At 69.4% G+C, this 16,506-nt stretch carries 15 protein-coding genes; 9 read left to right on the top strand and 6 right to left on the bottom strand.

All coding sequences use genetic code 11. The features are described 5' to 3' along the window. The first annotated feature begins 14 nt into the window (after nucleotides 1-14). The 3 genes from O3I_RS11165 to O3I_RS11150 all read left to right on the top strand — a co-directional run bounded on the left by O3I_RS11165 (nucleotide 15) and on the right by O3I_RS11150 (nucleotide 2,399). Nucleotides 15-533 (top strand): low molecular weight protein-tyrosine-phosphatase, encoded by a 519-nt coding sequence (locus O3I_RS11165; protein WP_041562557.1) that lies wholly within the window; start codon nucleotides 15-17, stop codon nucleotides 531-533. After that, nucleotides 533-1,408, top strand: a complete 876-nt coding sequence (locus O3I_RS11160; RefSeq protein ID WP_041563657.1) for an SURF1 family protein — start codon at nucleotides 533-535, stop codon at nucleotides 1,406-1,408. The genes O3I_RS11165 and O3I_RS11160 overlap by 1 nt, the downstream gene beginning before the upstream one ends. Before the next feature lie 244 nt (nucleotides 1,409-1,652). Then, nucleotides 1,653-2,399: a hypothetical protein gene (locus O3I_RS11150; RefSeq protein ID WP_014983013.1), complete on the top strand. Its 747-nt coding sequence runs from the start codon at nucleotides 1,653-1,655 to the stop codon at nucleotides 2,397-2,399. Nucleotides 2,400-3,605: 1,206 nt separating this feature from the next. Here the strand turns inward: O3I_RS11150 and O3I_RS11145 are convergent. Then, the gene (locus O3I_RS11145) at nucleotides 3,606-4,523 is read right to left on the bottom strand and encodes a cobalamin biosynthesis protein (RefSeq protein WP_041562555.1); all 918 of its coding nucleotides are present in this window, start codon (nucleotides 4,521-4,523) and stop codon (nucleotides 3,606-3,608) included. A 1,080-nt stretch (nucleotides 4,524-5,603) separates the two neighbouring features. Here O3I_RS11145 and sigJ point away from each other — a divergent pair. Both sigJ and O3I_RS11135 read left to right on the top strand, forming a co-directional pair. Then, complete coding sequence (gene sigJ / locus O3I_RS11140) at nucleotides 5,604-6,566, top strand: RNA polymerase sigma factor SigJ (RefSeq protein WP_014983011.1); 963 nt, start codon at nucleotides 5,604-5,606, stop codon at nucleotides 6,564-6,566. Between the two features lie 149 nt (nucleotides 6,567-6,715). Next, entirely contained in the window at nucleotides 6,716-7,906 is a 1,191-nt protein-coding gene (locus O3I_RS11135) for a cytochrome P450 (RefSeq protein WP_014983010.1), read from the top strand. A gap of 89 nt (nucleotides 7,907-7,995) precedes the next feature. Here the strand turns inward: O3I_RS11135 and ald are convergent, their stop codons facing one another. Together ald and O3I_RS11125 are read right to left on the bottom strand one after the other, a co-directional pair. Next, entirely contained in the window at nucleotides 7,996-9,111 is a 1,116-nt protein-coding gene (ald, locus tag O3I_RS11130) for an alanine dehydrogenase (protein ID WP_014983009.1), read from the bottom strand. A gap of 128 nt (nucleotides 9,112-9,239) precedes the next feature. After that, nucleotides 9,240-10,010, bottom strand: coding sequence for an MBL fold metallo-hydrolase (locus O3I_RS11125; RefSeq protein ID WP_014983008.1), 771 nt, complete (start codon nucleotides 10,008-10,010; stop codon nucleotides 9,240-9,242). A gap of 71 nt (nucleotides 10,011-10,081) precedes the next feature. Between O3I_RS11125 and O3I_RS11120 the strand changes: the two genes are divergently transcribed. The 3 genes from O3I_RS11120 to O3I_RS11110 all read left to right on the top strand — a co-directional run bounded on the left by O3I_RS11120 (nucleotide 10,082) and on the right by O3I_RS11110 (nucleotide 11,941). Continuing rightward, the gene (locus tag O3I_RS11120; RefSeq protein WP_014983007.1) at nucleotides 10,082-11,032 is read left to right on the top strand and encodes a GlxA family transcriptional regulator; all 951 of its coding nucleotides are present in this window, start codon (nucleotides 10,082-10,084) and stop codon (nucleotides 11,030-11,032) included. A gap of 31 nt (nucleotides 11,033-11,063) precedes the next feature. Continuing rightward, a complete protein-coding gene (locus tag O3I_RS11115; RefSeq protein ID WP_014983006.1) occupies nucleotides 11,064-11,579 on the top strand; it encodes a gamma carbonic anhydrase family protein in 516 nt (171 codons plus the stop codon). A 173-nt stretch (nucleotides 11,580-11,752) separates the two neighbouring features. Beyond that, complete coding sequence (locus O3I_RS11110) at nucleotides 11,753-11,941, top strand: hypothetical protein (protein WP_014983005.1); 189 nt, start codon at nucleotides 11,753-11,755, stop codon at nucleotides 11,939-11,941. Nucleotides 11,942-11,965: 24 nt separating this feature from the next. Here the strand turns inward: O3I_RS11110 and O3I_RS11105 are convergent, their stop codons facing one another. Beyond that, nucleotides 11,966-12,961 carry a GAF domain-containing protein gene (locus O3I_RS11105; RefSeq protein ID WP_041562554.1) on the bottom strand — a complete coding sequence of 332 codons (996 nt, stop codon included), beginning with the start codon at nucleotides 12,959-12,961 and terminating at the stop codon, nucleotides 11,966-11,968. Between the two features lie 102 nt (nucleotides 12,962-13,063). After that, complete coding sequence (locus O3I_RS11100; protein ID WP_014983003.1) at nucleotides 13,064-13,876, bottom strand: SDR family oxidoreductase; 813 nt, start codon at nucleotides 13,874-13,876, stop codon at nucleotides 13,064-13,066. A gap of 215 nt (nucleotides 13,877-14,091) precedes the next feature. Between O3I_RS11100 and O3I_RS11095 the strand changes: the two genes are divergently transcribed. Further along, nucleotides 14,092-14,715: a TetR/AcrR family transcriptional regulator gene (locus O3I_RS11095; protein WP_041562553.1), complete on the top strand. Its 624-nt coding sequence runs from the start codon at nucleotides 14,092-14,094 to the stop codon at nucleotides 14,713-14,715. Between the two features lie 7 nt (nucleotides 14,716-14,722). Here O3I_RS11095 and O3I_RS11090 read toward each other — a convergent pair whose 3' ends face one another. After that, nucleotides 14,723-16,495, bottom strand: coding sequence for an Eco57I restriction-modification methylase domain-containing protein (locus tag O3I_RS11090; protein WP_014983001.1), 1,773 nt, complete (start codon nucleotides 16,493-16,495; stop codon nucleotides 14,723-14,725). Between the last annotated feature and the right edge of the window lie 11 nt (nucleotides 16,496-16,506).

Here is a 16,506-nt window from a genome sequence, read left to right as displayed (position 1 = left end):
GGCGACCGGCCAGAATGGCAGGCGTGGGTGAGCTGCACGTCTCGTTCGTCTGTACCGGCAACATCTGCCGTTCTCCGATGGCGGAGAAGATCTTCGCGGCGCATCTGTCCCGCGCGGGCCTCGCCGACCGGGTGCGGGTCAGCAGTGCCGGCACCGGTTCCTGGCACGTCGGCGACGACGCCGACCACCGCACGAACGCCACCCTGCACAAGTACGGCTACCGCACCGGGCACGCGGCGGCCGCGCTCGGCGCCGATCATTTCGACGCGGATCTCCTGATCGCGCTCGACACCTCACACGAACGCGAACTGGCACGGCGCGGTGTCCCCGCGGACCGGCGCAGGCTGCTGCGCAGCTTCGATCCGGACGCGGACGGCCCCGACGTGCCCGACCCTTACTACGGCGACACCGCGGATTTCGAACTGGTCCGCGATCAGATCGAGGCGGCGATGCCGGGCCTGCTCGACTGGGTTCGTGCCGCGCTCGGCGCCGAATCCGAGCCCCCCGATCCCGTACTGGACGGACGCGCATGATCCGCCGGCTGACCTTCCTGCTGCGCCCGAGCTGGGTGATCCTCGCGGTGCTGGTCGTCGCGTTCGCCTACCTCTGCTTCACCGTGCTCGCGCCCTGGCAGCTCGGCAAGAACACCACCACCTCGCACCGCAACCAGCTCATCGCCGACTCGGTGCGCGCCGACCCCGTGGACATCACCACGGTCCTCGGCACCCCGGCCACCGACGAAACGCACAGCGAATGGCGCAAAGTCATCGCTTCGGGCAGCTATCAACCGGATTCGACGGTGCTGGTCCGGTTACGCCACCTCGACGGCGCACCCGGGTACGCGGTGCTCGGCACGTTCCGCCTGGACGACGGCAGACTGCTGCTGATCGACCGCGGCCTGGTCGCCGCGGTGGACGGGGTGCGCCCGCCGCCGATCGTGGAACCGCCGCCTGGGCCGCAACGCCTCGAGGCCAGAGTCCGGATGTCGGAAGGTGTGACGCCGGGCAAGGATCCGTCCGTCCAGGACGGCTTCCGTCAGGTGTACTCGATCGATCTCGCGCAGGAATCCGCCGTGCTGCAACAACCGCTCACCGCCGTGCCCACCGGCGCGGACCGCGGCGGTTACCTGCAACTCGACGAAAACCAGCCCGGCGCATTCACACCGACGCCCCTCCCTCAACTGGACGCGGGCCCCTACCTCTCTTACGGCCTGCAATGGCTGGCCTTCGGCATCATGGCCCCGCTCGGTCTCGGCTACTTCGTCTACGCCGAACTGCGCGAACGCCGCAAGGAAAAGGGCAGCGCCCCAGCCGCATCCGCGACGAAACCCGAATCCGCCCCCGCCGCACCGCCACCCGTCACCACGGAATCGCGCCTGGCCGACCGCTACGGTCGCGGCCGCGACTGACCGTGTCCGGCTCGGCGGCCCCGCGCTGGACCGCCTGATCGAGGCCGCGCCTTTCGCCCGAGGCGATCCGGGAACGCGCCACCGACCTGCTCTTCGATCGCGACGCCGCGCTAATGCGGCGGGTCGCGACGGCGACCGAGTAGGTGCCGAACTCGATCAGCGCCAAGGGGCCGCCGAGCGCGCGTCCGGACCGTGTCGGTGAGTCTGTCTAGGCTCACACCGAATACGAGTCAGGAGAAGCACATTGGGGCATCTGCACCAGCCTGGACAACCCGGAGATCTGCCCGACCCGCAGCTGCTGTGGCGGCGGTGGGCCGGTGTCGCGGTCGCGACGTACAGCCGCGCACGAGAGGAGGAGTCACCCGTTCATCGTTCGGGATATTGGATCGATGACGGCGGCCTGCATTGGGACGACTGCGGTTGCACCTGGTGGGAACTGAAGTGGTACGGCAACGGCCGCGCCGTGCTCGTCGGCGAAGACGAGTCGAGCAAGGTCAAATGGCACGATCAAACGATCGACCTGCTCGCCGGTGCACCGGAATGGCTACCGCGCCAATACCTTCGAGGTTTGATCGATGCCTGCATGGTCGGGTGCGTCTATTGGTGCGACGAGGGTGCTTGGCACCGGGCGCCGTACCCCGAAGACCTGTCCGACGACGGACTCGACGCAGGCATCTCCGCTCTGACCAACCCTGCCGACGCACTCGAAAAGATCGCCGACTGGCTGCTTTTCGAGCCCGACAGCGAGATGCCGCAGCTATGCGCAGAACTGCTCGACGCCGCCGAGCGCGGCGCGGTCACCGAACGTCTCGTGCGGCACTACGCCGAGCAGATGACCCGTCTGGAAGACGAGCACTTCCCCGAAGACGAACACGACCGGGAGGACTTCCCCCCACGCACCGACGCCGACATCGCCGCCATGTTCGCCCTAGCCCAGCGCACCGGCCTGGACACCCCCACCTGGACAGGCACCCTCGGCATCCGCCTCTGAATCCCCCACCTCTCCCGCGAAATCTCTGCCTCTCCCGCAAAGCCTCCACTCTTCCCGCAAAACCTCCACTCCTCCCGCAAAACCTCCACTCCTCCGGCAACGCCTCCACTCCTCCCGCAAAACCTCCACCCCTCGGCAACGCCTCCACCCCTTCCGCGCACTTCCTGTCCTCCCGCGCGCGTCGATCGACAAACACGCGCGCGGCGCACCAAAGCGTGCGCGCGACAACAGGGCATGCGCGAGGCAACACGCCCCCCGGCTGCAAACGAGCGAAGCGCCGCCCACACCCCGCGCTCCGCGGGGCAACGTCGCACCGCGACAGCAGCCCTCTCCCTCCCGCGCGCCTTTCGTCACCCCGCGCGCGTGTCATCGACTAACACGCGCGCGGCACACCAAAACGCGCGCGGTACACCAGGACGCGCGGGGCATAGCGGGACGCCTGCGAGACAACGAGCCACCGGCGGCACCCGCCAAAGCACCACTTGCACGCCGCGGGTCAACGTCACATAGACGACGCACCGCCACAGCAAGCAGCCGCGAGAGCAGTCACCTACACCTCGCGCACCCCTCGTCCCCCTCACGCGTCCCTCCGCGCGCTTGACCTTGGACAGACATGCGCGCGGCACACCCCGTCGGGCGCGGGAGAACGGGACATACGCGAGACAACCGAACCACTGGCGGCAACCAACGAAGCGCCCACGTCCTGCGCCCAGCGGGGGCAAACGTCGCACACGCGACGCACCGCGAGAGCAGCCCTCTACCTCCCGCGCACGTTTTGGTGCGCCGCGCGCGTGTTAGTCGAATGACACGCGCGCGGCGCGACAAAACGTGCGCGGGAGGTTGGGGCTAGCGGCTCCGGGACGCCCTTCGCTGCGAGCCCCGGAGTAGGCGTAGCCGAACCAAGATCAAGGGGAACTGGCGGCGGTACCTTCTCGAACGATGCCGCCCGCAGTTCCCCCTGATCTTGTGACGACCCGCCAACACGTCCGGGGGTCTCCAATGGAGCACCCGGTGCGCCGGCTGAGGGGCACGCCAGGCACGGACGGGAGACGGATCCGCAGCACCGCCAGAACAGATCGCCCGTAGCACCTTCACAGAGGTTATCGACGCTTCACACAGCGAATTGCCTTGTGGCGTGCCGACGTTCGGCGTGAAAGGCCTGTGAAGCGGTTTCGATGAGGCGGCAAGCGGACGGCCGGGACTCGCCTAGCGGCGGGCTAGGGCGGCGCAGGCGGCCAGCGCTACGGCGGCGGCTTGGACGGCTTCGGAAAGGCGTACTGCGCGATGCAGATCGGCGACGGTGGGGGCGGGGCCGGTGCCGAGGGTGGGGCGGTGTTCGACGCCGTGGGGGTATTCGGTGCGACCGCCGAGGCGGATGCCGAGGGCACCCGCCATGGATGCTTCGACCACGCCGGCGTTGGGGCTGGGGTGTTGCGCGGCGTCGCGGCGCCAGGCGCGGCGGGCGGCGGCGGGGCGGCCGCCGACCAGTGGGGCGAGGGCTGCGGTGAGCAGGCCGGTCAGGCGGGCGGGCAGGAGGTTGGCCAGGTCGTCGGTGCGGGCGGCGGCCCAGCCGAAGTTCCGGTAGCGGGCGTTGCGGTAGCCGATCATGGCGTCGAGGGTGTTGATCGCGCGATACCCGAGCAGTCCCGGCACGCCGGCCAGCGCGCCCCACACCAGCGGCGCGACGGTCGCGTCGGAGGTGTTCTCGGCGATGGATTCCAGTGCGGCGCGGGCCAATCCGTCGGCGTCGAGCACCTCGGGGTCGCGCCCGCACAGCGACGGCAGCAACGCCCTCGCCGCGGCCAGATCTCCGGCTTCGAGCAGGTCTGCCATCGCGCCACCGGTGCGCGCGAGGCTGCGCCCGCCGAGCACGGTCCACGTCGCCAGCGCGGTCACCGGCCAGCCGCCGCGGTGTACCCCGAGCCCGAGCCCCACCACCGACCCCACCAGCACTACCTCGTGCACCACCCCGGCACTACGCCGGTCGGCATACGTCACTGACTCGAGTGCGGCCGCCGCAGTGCCGAACCCCGCCACCGGATGCCACCGCCGCGGATCCCCCAGCACCCGATCCAGCACAAACCCGAGCACCAGCCCCACGGCCGCCGAATTCCCCTTACGCACCCGCCGAGACTAACCGCCACCCAACCCACTAACACCTCCACGCCACCCGTGCCCGCACAATCAGACTTCACCGAGAGGAACCCTCGATCCAGGTCGAGCACACGGTGACTGTGGAGATCACCGACGTCGACCTGATGCCGTCGCAGCTGACCCAGCCACCCACAGGGACGCGAACCGCCCACCCACGCTCATGCCCCCAATACTTCAGACAGCCGACAACGGGCGCAGGCCAAAGCAACCGCCGCACCCCCCAACCGCAGCCGGCGCACTCCTGCCGCCCACACCACACGACAATGGGTGTGGGCCCAACCTGGCGCCACCCCACACCCGCATCACCCAGCAAACCTGGAGCAGGCGCGCACCACGCCGACTCCCCCACTCGGCAACCGAACGTGACGCGGGACAGACCAATCGCCGCCGCACCACACGGTCAGCGCACTCATATCCCTCGCCCGCCCAAGCACACTCGAAACCGGTGCGGCCAAATCAATCGCCGCACCCCCGGCGACACAACCTCCACGCCCCACGCCACCTGGAACGAGCACCTCGCGACCAGCACCCATGCCCTACCCATCCACCACACGACAACAGGTATGGCCCACACCACCGGGCAGCCGCGTCGCCGTCCGGATGGACCCGCGCATCCAGATCGAGCACACAGTGACCGAGGAGATCACCGACGTCGACCTGGTGCAGTCCGTCCCGAACAAGACGGAACCGCACCGCCCAGCAACCCAGTCGAGGTCGACGCCACCTTCGCCTGCGACGTCAAGCTCGGCGGCGAAGCCAAGAAGGTGACCTCACGATCTCACCAAGGCCCCGCCCGCTGAGCTTCGCGCACCCCTTCTGCATGCCCGCACCTCCTCCTGTGCCATGCCATAGCGAGTGCGGGAACGCAGAAGGGGTGCGTGAACGTGAAGCGAGCGCGGACCGCACGCAGTGATCCGCGACTCGCCAGAAAGGGCGTGCACCATCTGCGCTTTTCCGGCGTGTCACACTCTGAGGTCCTGCGTCGTCAACCCGGTGACGCACCCTTGGACTCGCCCTATCCCGGGCGCAACGATCGAACGGCGAACAGCAGTGACTTCCGCACAGTCTTCTCCTTCCGAACCTCTCGACCAGGCTGAGCTGGCCCGGCGGTTCGAGGAGCACCGGCCATACCTGCGCAGACTCGCCTACAGCACGCTGGGCAGTCTCACCGACGCCGACGATGTCGTGCAGGAGGCGTGGCTGCGGTTGCAGCGCCAGTTCGAGGCGGGCACGGCGGGCCAGATCGAGAACCTGCGCGCCTGGTTGAGCACCGTGGTCGGCCGGCTCGCCCTGGACCAGCTCGGTTCGGCGCGCGCCCGCCGCGAACAGTACGTCGGCGAATGGCTGCCCGAGCCGGAGGTGACCAGCTGGGACGATCCGGCGGACCGGATCACCCAGGACGAGCGGGTCACCACCGCGCTGCTGGTCGTGCTCGAATCCCTGTCTCCCGCCGAGCGCACCGCGTTCGTGCTGCAGGACGTGTTCGGCATGAGCGGGCCGGAGGTCGCCGAGGTGGTCGGGCGCACCCCGGCGGCGGTGCGCCAGCTCGCGTCCCGGGCCCGCAAGCGGGTCGAGGACGGCACGCCGCGTTTCCCCGCCTCGCCGGACGAGCAGGAGAAGGTCGTTTCCGCGTTCGCGGTCGCGTGGCGGTCCGGCGATCTCAGCGCGTTGCTCGGCGTGCTCGACACGAACGTCAGCCTCACCGCCGACGGCGGCGGCAAGGTGCCCGCGATCCGGCAGCCGGTGCGCGGCGCCGAGCTCATCGCGAAGATGCTGCTCGGTTGGTACCACGCGCCGTCGGCGGCGGGCGGTTGGGGTCGCGCGGTGCTGGTGAACGGTGCGCCGGGCCTGGTGGTGTTCGACGGCAACCACATCGGGGTCTTCGCCTTCACCGTCGACAACGGCCGAATCGTCTCCATCGATGTGGTGCGCAACCCCGACAAGCTGCACGACCTGCCCACCTCCGGCGAGCCGGACTGGTACCTCAACATGACGGACCCGGACGCCGAGTAACGCGAGGGCGGGCGCTGCCGCATCGGGCAGCGCCCACCGGAGCGCGTATAGCAAGGAACTGCTAGACGCGAATATCCGCCCACCGGAACATATCTGGCGCACTACCGTGAAGTCCTCCGACGAATTGTCTAGGCGGAAAGCGGACAGCGATGGGTGCACGGGATATGCGCCGATTCCGGCGGGATCCACTCGGTTTCCTGGAGCGACTGCGCCACAACGCGCCCGGCGGCGCGTTCCGCCTGCCGTGGGGCGGGGTGTGCGTGAGCGACCCCGAACTCGCGCAAACGGTGTTGCACGACAACGCCTTCAACACCGGCGGCTCCGGATTCTTCGGCACCATATTGCCCGCGCGGTCCGCGCAGCTGGAGTTGGGCCGCGCCGTGCGACAGGTGATCCGCTCGCGCATACCGGAGTTCCGGCTGCGCCTGGCCGAATCGGTTGCCGAACTGCCCGCCCGCACCCGCTGGCCCACGGCCGGAACAGCTCTGGTGCACCGGAGCACCGCCGAGCTGATGCTGCACCCGGACTGCGCGCCGCGCCTGCACCGGTCGCTGGCCCGCTCCGCCACCGCCGGTGTGCTGATCCGGCCACCCCGGCTGCACCAGCGCGCGTGGGCGGAAGTGTTGAGCGCCAACCTTTTCGGCACCGTCACCGCCCAGGTGCGCGAACGTCGCGCGGCGGCACCGCCCGACGAGCCACGCGACGTCCTGGATGCCGTGCTCGGCGCGTGCTCCGGCGAGATCAGCGACCGCGCGGTGGCCGACCTGTACGTGCTGATGTTCCGCTCGATCGTCGGCACGGTGGCGTACTCGGTGGCCTGGTCGGTGTTGCTCGGCAGCTTGCATCGGCCGAACGCACCGTGGCCGTGGCTCGCCGATCAGGTCGTCCGTGAGGCACTGCGGTATCGGCCTGTGGTCTGGATGGTCGGCCGCCCCGTCCCGCACGCTCTCGAACTCGGCGGTATCCCACTGCATCCGGGCGAGATGGTGTCGGTGTGTCCATACCTGTTGCACCACGACGAAACCCGATGGTCGCGTCCCGAGGTGTTCCGGCCGCAACGCTGGAGCGAGCCGGACGGTCGTGGCCTCTATCTGCCGTTCAGCGCGGGCCCGTTCGCCTGTTCCGGCGCCGTCGTCGCGCACACCTTGATCACCGAAACAGTTGCCGCACTTGCCGACAACGCCCGGCTGCACGTCACCGGCGCCGATCTGCGGCCGGTCGTCACCAATGCCGCGACCCCCAGACCCTTTGTCCTGCAGCGCACCACGGACCGCTCGTCCGGTCGACCGTGGAAGGAGGTGAACAGCCGTGATCGCTGTCTTGCGCCGGATCGTCGGTAACCAGCCCGCTCGATTCTGGAACATCAACCACACGTGGTGATCCGCGAACGGTGGCCCGGACACCGAGAGGCGTTCGGGCCACCCACCTGTCAGCCGACCAGACCCATCGGCTGCCGTGCCGCGTAGCCATGTGCCGCGGCCACTTCCACCGACACGAGCCGGCCTCCGTCGGCGGTGAGACCCTGCGCGAGTTCCGGATAGTTGGCGCAGGCTTGCTGCCAGCCGAGCCCGGCGATGGCCCGGACGTAGGGCAGGGTGGCATTGGTCAGCGCGAGGGTGGCCGTGTGCGGTACCGCACCCGGCATGTTCGCGACACAGTAGAACAGCGAATCATGCACGCGGAAAGTCGGATTCGCGTGTGTGGTCGGCCGCGATCCCGCGAAGCAACCGCCCTGGTCGATGGCGATGTCGACGAGCACCGAACCCGGCCGCATCTGTGCGACCAACTCGTCGGTGACGAGTTTCGGGGCCCGCGCGCCCGGCACCAGCACCGAACCGATGACGAGATCGGCGGCCGGCACGGCCCGCTCGATCTCGGCGGCATTGGACGCGACGGTCGTCACCCGGCCGTCGAACCGCGCGTCCAACTCGCGCAGGCGGTGCAAGTTGGTGTCCAGCACCGTGACTCGCGCGCCCATCCCCGCGGCAACCGACGCCGCGTTGGTTCCGGCGACACCGCCGCCGAGCACCACCACCTCCGCCGGGCGGACCCCCGGCACCCCGCCGAGCAGCATGCCCGCGCCGCCCAGCGGCGCCATCAGGTGATAGGCCCCGACCTGTCCGCCGAGCTTGCCCGCCACCTCGCTCATCGGCGCGAGCAACGGCAGCGACCCGTCGGTGGAGCGCACCGTTTCGTAGGCGATCGCGGTGATCCCCGAGCGCAGGATCGCGTCGGTGCACTCCCGGGACGCGGCGAGGTGCAGGTAGGTGAACAGCACCTGCCCCGCGCGTAGCCGTGGATACTCCTCGGCGATCGGCTCTTTCACTTTCAGGATCAGGTCGGCCTCCCACCACACCTGATCCGCCTCGGGCACCAGTCTCGCGCCGAGCGCGGTGTAGTCGGCGTCGGCAAACCCCGATCCGGCTCCCGCCCCGGTTTGGATCAGCACCTCGTGCCCCTGTGTGGTCAGCTCCCCGGCACCCGCCGGCGTCAGCGCCACCCGGAACTCCTGCTCCTTGACCTCCCGTGGAACTCCGATCCTCATACGGTCATCGTGGACCCCGCACCCCGGTCCCGCCACGAACGACGCGCGGGTGTCACACGATGATCACGAGTCCGCCCGGCCACCGCGCGTTTCTGCGCAGGTTGACCAGCAGACTCGGCGCGAGAACCTCAGACAGTGACCGCTTTGCCGAGCGGCGGGATGCGCAACTGGTCGGCGCGGCCCGCGTTCTCGAACAACTTGGTCAACCGCTCGAGCGTCTCGCTGAAATGCAGCCAGCCGTCCCCGTGCACCGGCACGATGGTCGCGTCCCCGAGCACCTCCGCGGCCTGCACCGCGGTGCGTGCGTTGAGCGTGACGTCGACATCGTCGAAGAGCCCGATATTCGCCGCGCCGACGAACAGGACGGCGACGTCGATCCGGCCGAACCGCTCGACGATCTGGCGCACCCGATCGACCGAGGCGTTGTCGCCGGAGACATACACGGTCGGCTCTCCGTCAGCTTGCAGCACGAAGCCGGTCACGACGCCGGTGACCGATTCGCAGCCTTCCGGCCCGTGCAGCGCGGGCACTCCGGTCACCTTGATGCCGTCGACCGTCACGGTTTCCCAATTCGCCAGTCCGCGAATGCCGTTGATGCGTTCCGCGGCGCCGGGGGTGGAAAGCACGGTCGGCACCGTCTGCAGGAATTCCCGGCCCGCGTTGTCCAGGTTGTCGGCGTGTTCGTCGTGCGAGAGCAGCACGATGTCCACCGGCCCGACCTCGGCCGCGGACACCGCGGGCCCGGCGAGCTTGTACAGCGTGACCGGTCCCGGGTAGACGCCCGGCTCGTCGAAGGTGGGATCGGTCAGGAAGGTGCGGCCCGCGTAGCGGAAACGCAGGGTGGGGCCGCCCACGTGCAGCGCCTCGAGCTTGGTGGTTCGTTCGATCGTTTCGGTCATGACAATGATCTTGTCCGGCCGCGCACCGGCCCAACAGTGGCCCGAGAGCCGCTGACCGCTAAAATCGGGCCATGCATACCGTGGCCGTGCTCGCCTACGACAACATCAGCCCGTTCCACCTGTCCGTGGCCAGCCTCGTCTTCGGCCGGATCGGCATCGGCGGCAGGTCGCCGTACCGGGTGGACGTGTGCGCGGAGCGCCCCGGAACCCTGCCCACCCCAGCGGGTTTCGATATCGACGTGCGCCATGGCCTCGACACCCTGGCCCGCGCGGACACCGTGGTGATCCCGAGTTGGGAGCGGCACCTGCCGATGTCGGCGCAGCTGCGCGAGGCGCTCTGGCAGGCACACGGCGCGCAAGCCAGGATCGTCGGGCTGTGCCTCGGCTCGTGGGCGGTCGCGGCCAGCGGGCTGGTCGACGGCCGCGAGATCACCACCCACTGGGCCGGCGCCGCCGAGCTGGCCGCCACCTTCCCCGCGGTCCGCGTCCGGGCCGACACCCTGTGGTCCGACCTCGGCGACGTGGTCACCTCCGCGGGCGTCGCGGCCGCCCTCGACTGCTGCCTGCACCTGGTGCGCAACGACCTCGGCAGCCGCGCGGCCACCGAACTGGCCAGAGAACTGGTGACGGCGCCGCACCGCAGCGGGTCACAGGCGCAGTACATCCCGGTCGCCGTGCCGGACGCCGCCGACGACGACCCGATCGAACGCGCGATGGTCTGGGCCCGAACGCATCTCGGCGATCCGATCGACCTGGACGGCTGGGCCCGGGTGGCCCTGATGTCGCGGCGCACGTTCACCCGCCGCTTCCGCGACCGCACCGGCAGCAGCCCGCAGCAGTGGCTGCTGCACCAGCGCACCGACCGGGCCCGGCTGCTGCTGGAGACCACCGAGGACACCATGGACCGGATCGCCACCGAGACCGGCTTCGGCACCGCCGTCAGCCTGCGGCACCATTTCCATCGCATCCTCGGCACCAGCCCCGCCGCGCACCGCGCGCTGTTCGCGACCCCGGTGCGCTAACACCGCGTGCACAAGACGCTAGGTTCAGCGCATGAGGATTCAGATCGGTGAGTTCGTTCCGGAGATCGACGAGGACGCGTGGATCGCGCCGACGGCGACAGTCATCGGGCGGGCGCGGCTCGCGGCCGAGGTGAGCATTTGGTACGGGGCGGTGATCCGCGGCGACCTGGAGCAGATCACCGTCGGCGCACGCACCAACATCCAGGACGGCTGTGTGCTGCATGCCGATCCGGGCTTCCCGCTCACCGTCGGCACCGGGGTTTCGGTGGGGCACAACGCGATTCTGCACGGCTGCACGATCGGCGACGACGTACTCGTCGGCATGGGCGCCACGGTGCTCAACGGCGCGGTGATCGGCGCGGGCAGCCTGATCGCGGCCAACGCGCTGATTCCGGAGGGCGCGCAGATTCCGCCCGGGTCGCTCGTCGCGGGGGTGCCCGGTAAGGTTCGCCGCGAGCTCAGCGCGGCCGAACAGGACGGCATTCGACTGAATGGGGCTGTGTACGTACACAACACGGCCAATCACCGCACCGCGAAAGAGGTGTGAGACAGAGCACACTGATCAAGCGTCCAGTAGGATTCGCTGATAACATTCTGCCAGCGTGCCCGGTGACCCGGGGTCTCCTGCCGACACGGTTGTCGTGCGGCTTGTAGCGCAGTGGTGAACCCACCCTGGGTCGGGTGGGAACGTGAGCTAGCGTGCAGGCAGGAGGTATCACGGTGGTTGCGTACGTGCAGGCGAGTATGCACCGGCCGATGGGGCGGATCAGTGTCGCCGACATCGCCGCCCAACCGGGTGGCGTCGAGGCATTACAACGACGGGTTCATGAACTGCGTTCCAGCGGAGTCGATTTCGCCGCGAACGCGATCGAACAAGAAATGGCGGCACTGGACTTACCCCGCCAATGAGTTCCGGCCACGGTCACCGCGATGTCATGACGCCGCGGTGACCGTGGCGAGTCCGGCCGTGGTGTGCTGATCCAGCACCATCAGCGCACCCCGCACCCGCACCGCCTGCCACCCTCCGTCCAGCCGCCGCAACCGCACCGTGCCCTCCGCGCGCCGGTGCGCCAATTCCCGCGACATCTCGCGCGCCACGGCGAGATCGTCCGGGTGGATCTGCGGCGCGGGCTCCCCCGGCAGGTCCGCCCAGGCAATACCGGGCATCGGCGGCCCGATCCAGCGAATCAGTTGCAGTGAGCGCAGATTCACGATCGCGCGATACTCCCCCGGCGCCGTGGCGGCCTCCAGCAGTTGATACTCGAGAATCATCGGCGGTGGCGCGGACGGTACCGCCGTAGCCGCGCCGATGTCCTGGGTCACGCCGCGGAACAGCACCGCACGCTCGCCCGCGGCGTCGGTCTCGATATTGATCCGGCACGCGAAATGTCCTGCCCGCAAGGCATTGTCGTCCCGCCGGATGGTCCACACCGCCTGATGCTCGGTGTCCGGCTCCGAATTCACCAGCTTCGCCAGCGCCTCGCTCTCGTCCCGATTGGTGACCAGCCGCGCGAACGCGCCCGCGATCGCCAGCTCCGCCGCGCGGTCCTGCGGCGCGACGCCGTAGAGGTCGAGCAGATCGATGCTGCGCACCGACCGATTGGTGGTGAGGTTGAAGTACCACGCGCCCACCGGTTCTCGCTCCGGCAGCGGTTCCCGCACCGGTCCCACCCACAGCCGGACGGCGTGCGCGCGGTCCGGCGTGATCAGCAGCGGCTCGGCGCGCACGGCGCGCCGCCCGTCCGCCGATACCCGCGCGACCACCGCACAGGTCGCGGCCGCCTGCGCCAGTGCTGCTTCGGCATCGGCCAGCGACAGCGGATTGCGCAGGATATGGCGCAGCGGCACGAAGGATTTCGGCGTGGCCCCGAGGGCGATCACCGTGCCCGGCGGGCCGGAGAAGCACTCGATCAGAAGCCATTTCGCCATCAATCGCACCCGATCAATCGCGTACGATTATTCTTCGTCCCGAGATGTGTTCGACCAGTTGCCATTTCGTCTGTCCGTTCCTGCCCGCGCCGGGTCGCGCAGTCAGGAACGAAATACCATGTCCAATACCCGTTCGTGATACGAGCCGGTGATTCGTGTGACCAGATCCACAAGAAGGGCGTCCAGTCCGACGAGCACCTTCGCCTCCCCGCGCGCGGCCCCGCGCAGAATCGTCCGCGCGGCCGCCGCCGGGCCGGTCCGCGCCACCCGCTCCTCGAAGCGCCGGGCCACCGCGGCGGCGTCGATCCCCGGCGCGACCCGGGCCGACCGCGCGATGGAGGTGAGCACGCCGCCGGGATACACCCCGGTGACCCGGACCACACCGCCCGCTGCGCGCATATCCTGCCGCAGCGAGTCGGTGAACCCGCGCACGGCGAACTTCGCCGCGTTGTACGGCCCGTGCTGCGCCACCCCGACCAGCCCGAAGGCCGAGGACATGTTCACCACGTGCGCCCGCTCCGCGGCCTGCAGGTAGGGCAGAAAAGCCTTGGTGCCGTTGACGACTCCCCAGAAATCCACGTCCATCACCTGTTCGAAGTCCCCGAACGGCGATTCGGCGACGCCGCCGACGTGCAGGATCCCGGCATTGTTGAACAGCGCCTCGACCCGGCCGAAGTGGGCGACCGTCGCCGCCGCGTGCGCGAGCACCGCCGACCGGTCCGTGACGTCCAAGGTCGTCACCAGGGGTTCGGAATGCAGCGCGGCGCAGAGCTTTCCGGTCTCGGCGACGGCCTGTGCCGACTTGTCCGACAGCGCGAGCAACGCGCCGTCGCCAGCCAGCGCCAGGGCCAATTCGCGGCCGATGCCCGCGCCCGCCCCCGTGATCGCCACCACCCGGTTCGCGAAATATGCCACGGCGCAACCTCTTCCGGCCCATTCAGCATCCAAGGTGGATATCCACAGGGTAATCACTCGAAGCTGGACATGCGACCGATAAGACAGAACACCCCCTGGTTCGGCCATCCCCGACCGCGCCGGCACCGGCCGATGAAATAATGAATGGCCCTCACCCGCACCGTCGCGATGCCGTCCGCTCGCCCCGGCGTCCGCGCGAATCGACTGGAGACCAGATGCCCACTGTCCCGCCCATGCTGCAGCGCATCCTGGAGAAGCCCGTCGCCGACGGCGAGAAGCTCCTGGAAAGCGCGCTCTCGGCCTTCCTGGACTTCGGCATCAAACGCACCAGCATGGGCGAGATCGCCCGCCGCGCCGGCATCAGCCCCGCCACCCTGTACCGCCGCTTCGAATCGAAGAACGACCTGGTCGAGGCCGTGAGCGTGCGGGAAGCCCAGCACTTCGTCGAGATGATCGACAAGCAGGTGCAGGCCGTCTCCGGCAGCGAGGACCAGCTGGTGGAGATCTTCGTCGCGTTCATCACCGCGATCGCGAACAACGAGCTGCTGCGCCGCCTGCTGCGCACCGAACCCGACCTGATCCTGCCCCGCCTCACCACCGACGCGGGCCCCATCCTCGCCGTCGGACGCGGCTACCTGGCCGAGAAACTGCGCGAACTGCGCGACACCGAAGGCACCCACGATTTCGACGCCGACCTCGTCGCCGAGATCATGGCCCGCCTCGCCCTCTCCCTGGCCCTCACCCCCGACGGCCTGATCCCCGTCGCCGACCGCGATGCTGCCCGCGACTTCGCGCGCCGCACGCTGCTCCCCATGGTGGGCGTCCACCTCACCCGCTGAGATCGCGTCAGCGGAAGGCTGCGGCTACTCGATCGTTCAGTTCGGCGTGGGTTGCGGGGTCCGCGCACCGGCCCTCGGTGAGGTCGCGGGCCACCGTGATGATCGCCGCGGCGTGCGGGGAGGCCGGATCCGGTAAAGGCAGGCGCGAGACGTACTGGGTGATCCAGCGGCGGCGACCGGAGTAGAGGCGATTGCCGCAGACGGTGTCGTAGAAGCGGAGGCCGAGGGCGGAATTGGCCACGCCCATCAGCAGATACGCGAGCTGCTCGGCCTCGGCGGGGTCCCGGGACAGGTCCGGTAGCGACAGCCAGTAGCAATCACCGTTGACCACCGCGCCGGATCGGTCCAGGGCGAAACGCGGGCGGTCGCTGATATCCGGGAAAACCACCTTCAGTTGCCGCCACAGTTGCGGACGCTGCGGCACCCAGATCTCGAACCACTCCCGGCCGGTCGCGCCGACATAGCGGCGGGCGGTGAGGGTGTCTTTGTGGTTGCGTAGATATTCAGCGGCACAGGGATATTCGTCGAGATCGATCGGCGTGCGGCGGGCCAGCGTCAGATCGTAGGGGTAGAGCACACGGGTGTCCTGGGCCCGGCTGATCCGCCACGGCTCGAGATCGTTGTGCGTGATCAGGTCCAGCAGCAGTTCCGCCTCGGGGACCGGCTCGGCCTCGGCCCATCGATCCGAGATGAACACCCGATCGGCAGTTGTCTTGATACCCACCCGGATTCGCGCGACCTCACCGAAAGTCCGCCAGGTCGCGGCGCCGATGGCGGCGAGCCAGGCGTCCACGCGCGCATTGGACATGCGCCAGGCGGTATCCGGTGTCGTGGGATGCGGCGGCGCTCGGTGTCTCGCCGCGGATTCGGCGTCGACCGGCGGGTCGGCACCCGGTGCTCGGGGTCGAATCACCAAGCCGCCGTTCGCCTTCGGCCCGCCCACGGATTCGCCGGTCACCAACGTGCCGATCTCGACCGCGAACTGCCGTCCCTCGTGGGTGACCAGACAGCCGGTCTCACCGATCATGGCCTCGAAAAGACCGGTCTCCGTGGCGATGCCGCCGCTGTCCACCTCGTACGCCGACACATAGCGGCACGTATCGGGGCTCGTGCCCCGCGTCGCGATGGTGATCGCGGGCAGCACCGCGGCTTCGAACAGCTTGGTGTCGCCGAGGTCGTACAGCTCGACCGGCGCCAGTTCGGCGAGCAGCAGCCGCCGGATGTTCGCCCCCGCCCTGGTCGTCAAAAACCGGTTGGCGCTGAGCAATCCGAGCACGCCGCCGGGGCGGAGCAGTCTGGGCAGGGTCGCCACGAACGGATGCGTCAGATCGATCCGCCCCCGCAACCCGAACTGCTTGCTCAGCAGTTGGGCGGTCGCACCGCCGAGCTGCTGGGTCCGCACGTACGGCGGGTTCGTGATCACCGCGTCGAACGAGCCCGCCGCCAGCTCGGCCGCGACCGTCAAGAAGTCGCCCACCTGCCAGTCGACGGCGATTCCCGCCGCGGCCGCCCGTGCCCGCGCCACCCGCAATGCCGCCGGATCGAGGTCGTAGCCGATCAGCTCGATCCGGGTACCCGGTAGTCGCTCGGCCGCCTCGGATCGCAGCGCGAACAGCAGCTCCCCGTCCCCGCAGGCGGGATCGAGTACCCGCAGCACGCCGGAGGGCGGCGGCGCGACGTGCGCGAGCAGCCGCGCGGCCAGGAAACGCGCCAGCACCGGCGGCGTGTAGTGCCTGCCGTGCCGTTTGCGATCCCGCGCGCCGCGGGCCTCGGACGCCATGCGTGGATTCT

It is taken from the genome of Nocardia brasiliensis ATCC 700358 (assembly GCF_000250675.2).
In the GTDB taxonomy this organism is placed as follows: domain Bacteria; phylum Actinomycetota; class Actinomycetes; order Mycobacteriales; family Mycobacteriaceae; genus Nocardia; species Nocardia brasiliensis_B.
Note: the sequence above shows the minus strand (reverse complement) of the source record. Positions and strands in the feature narration are given on the sequence as shown.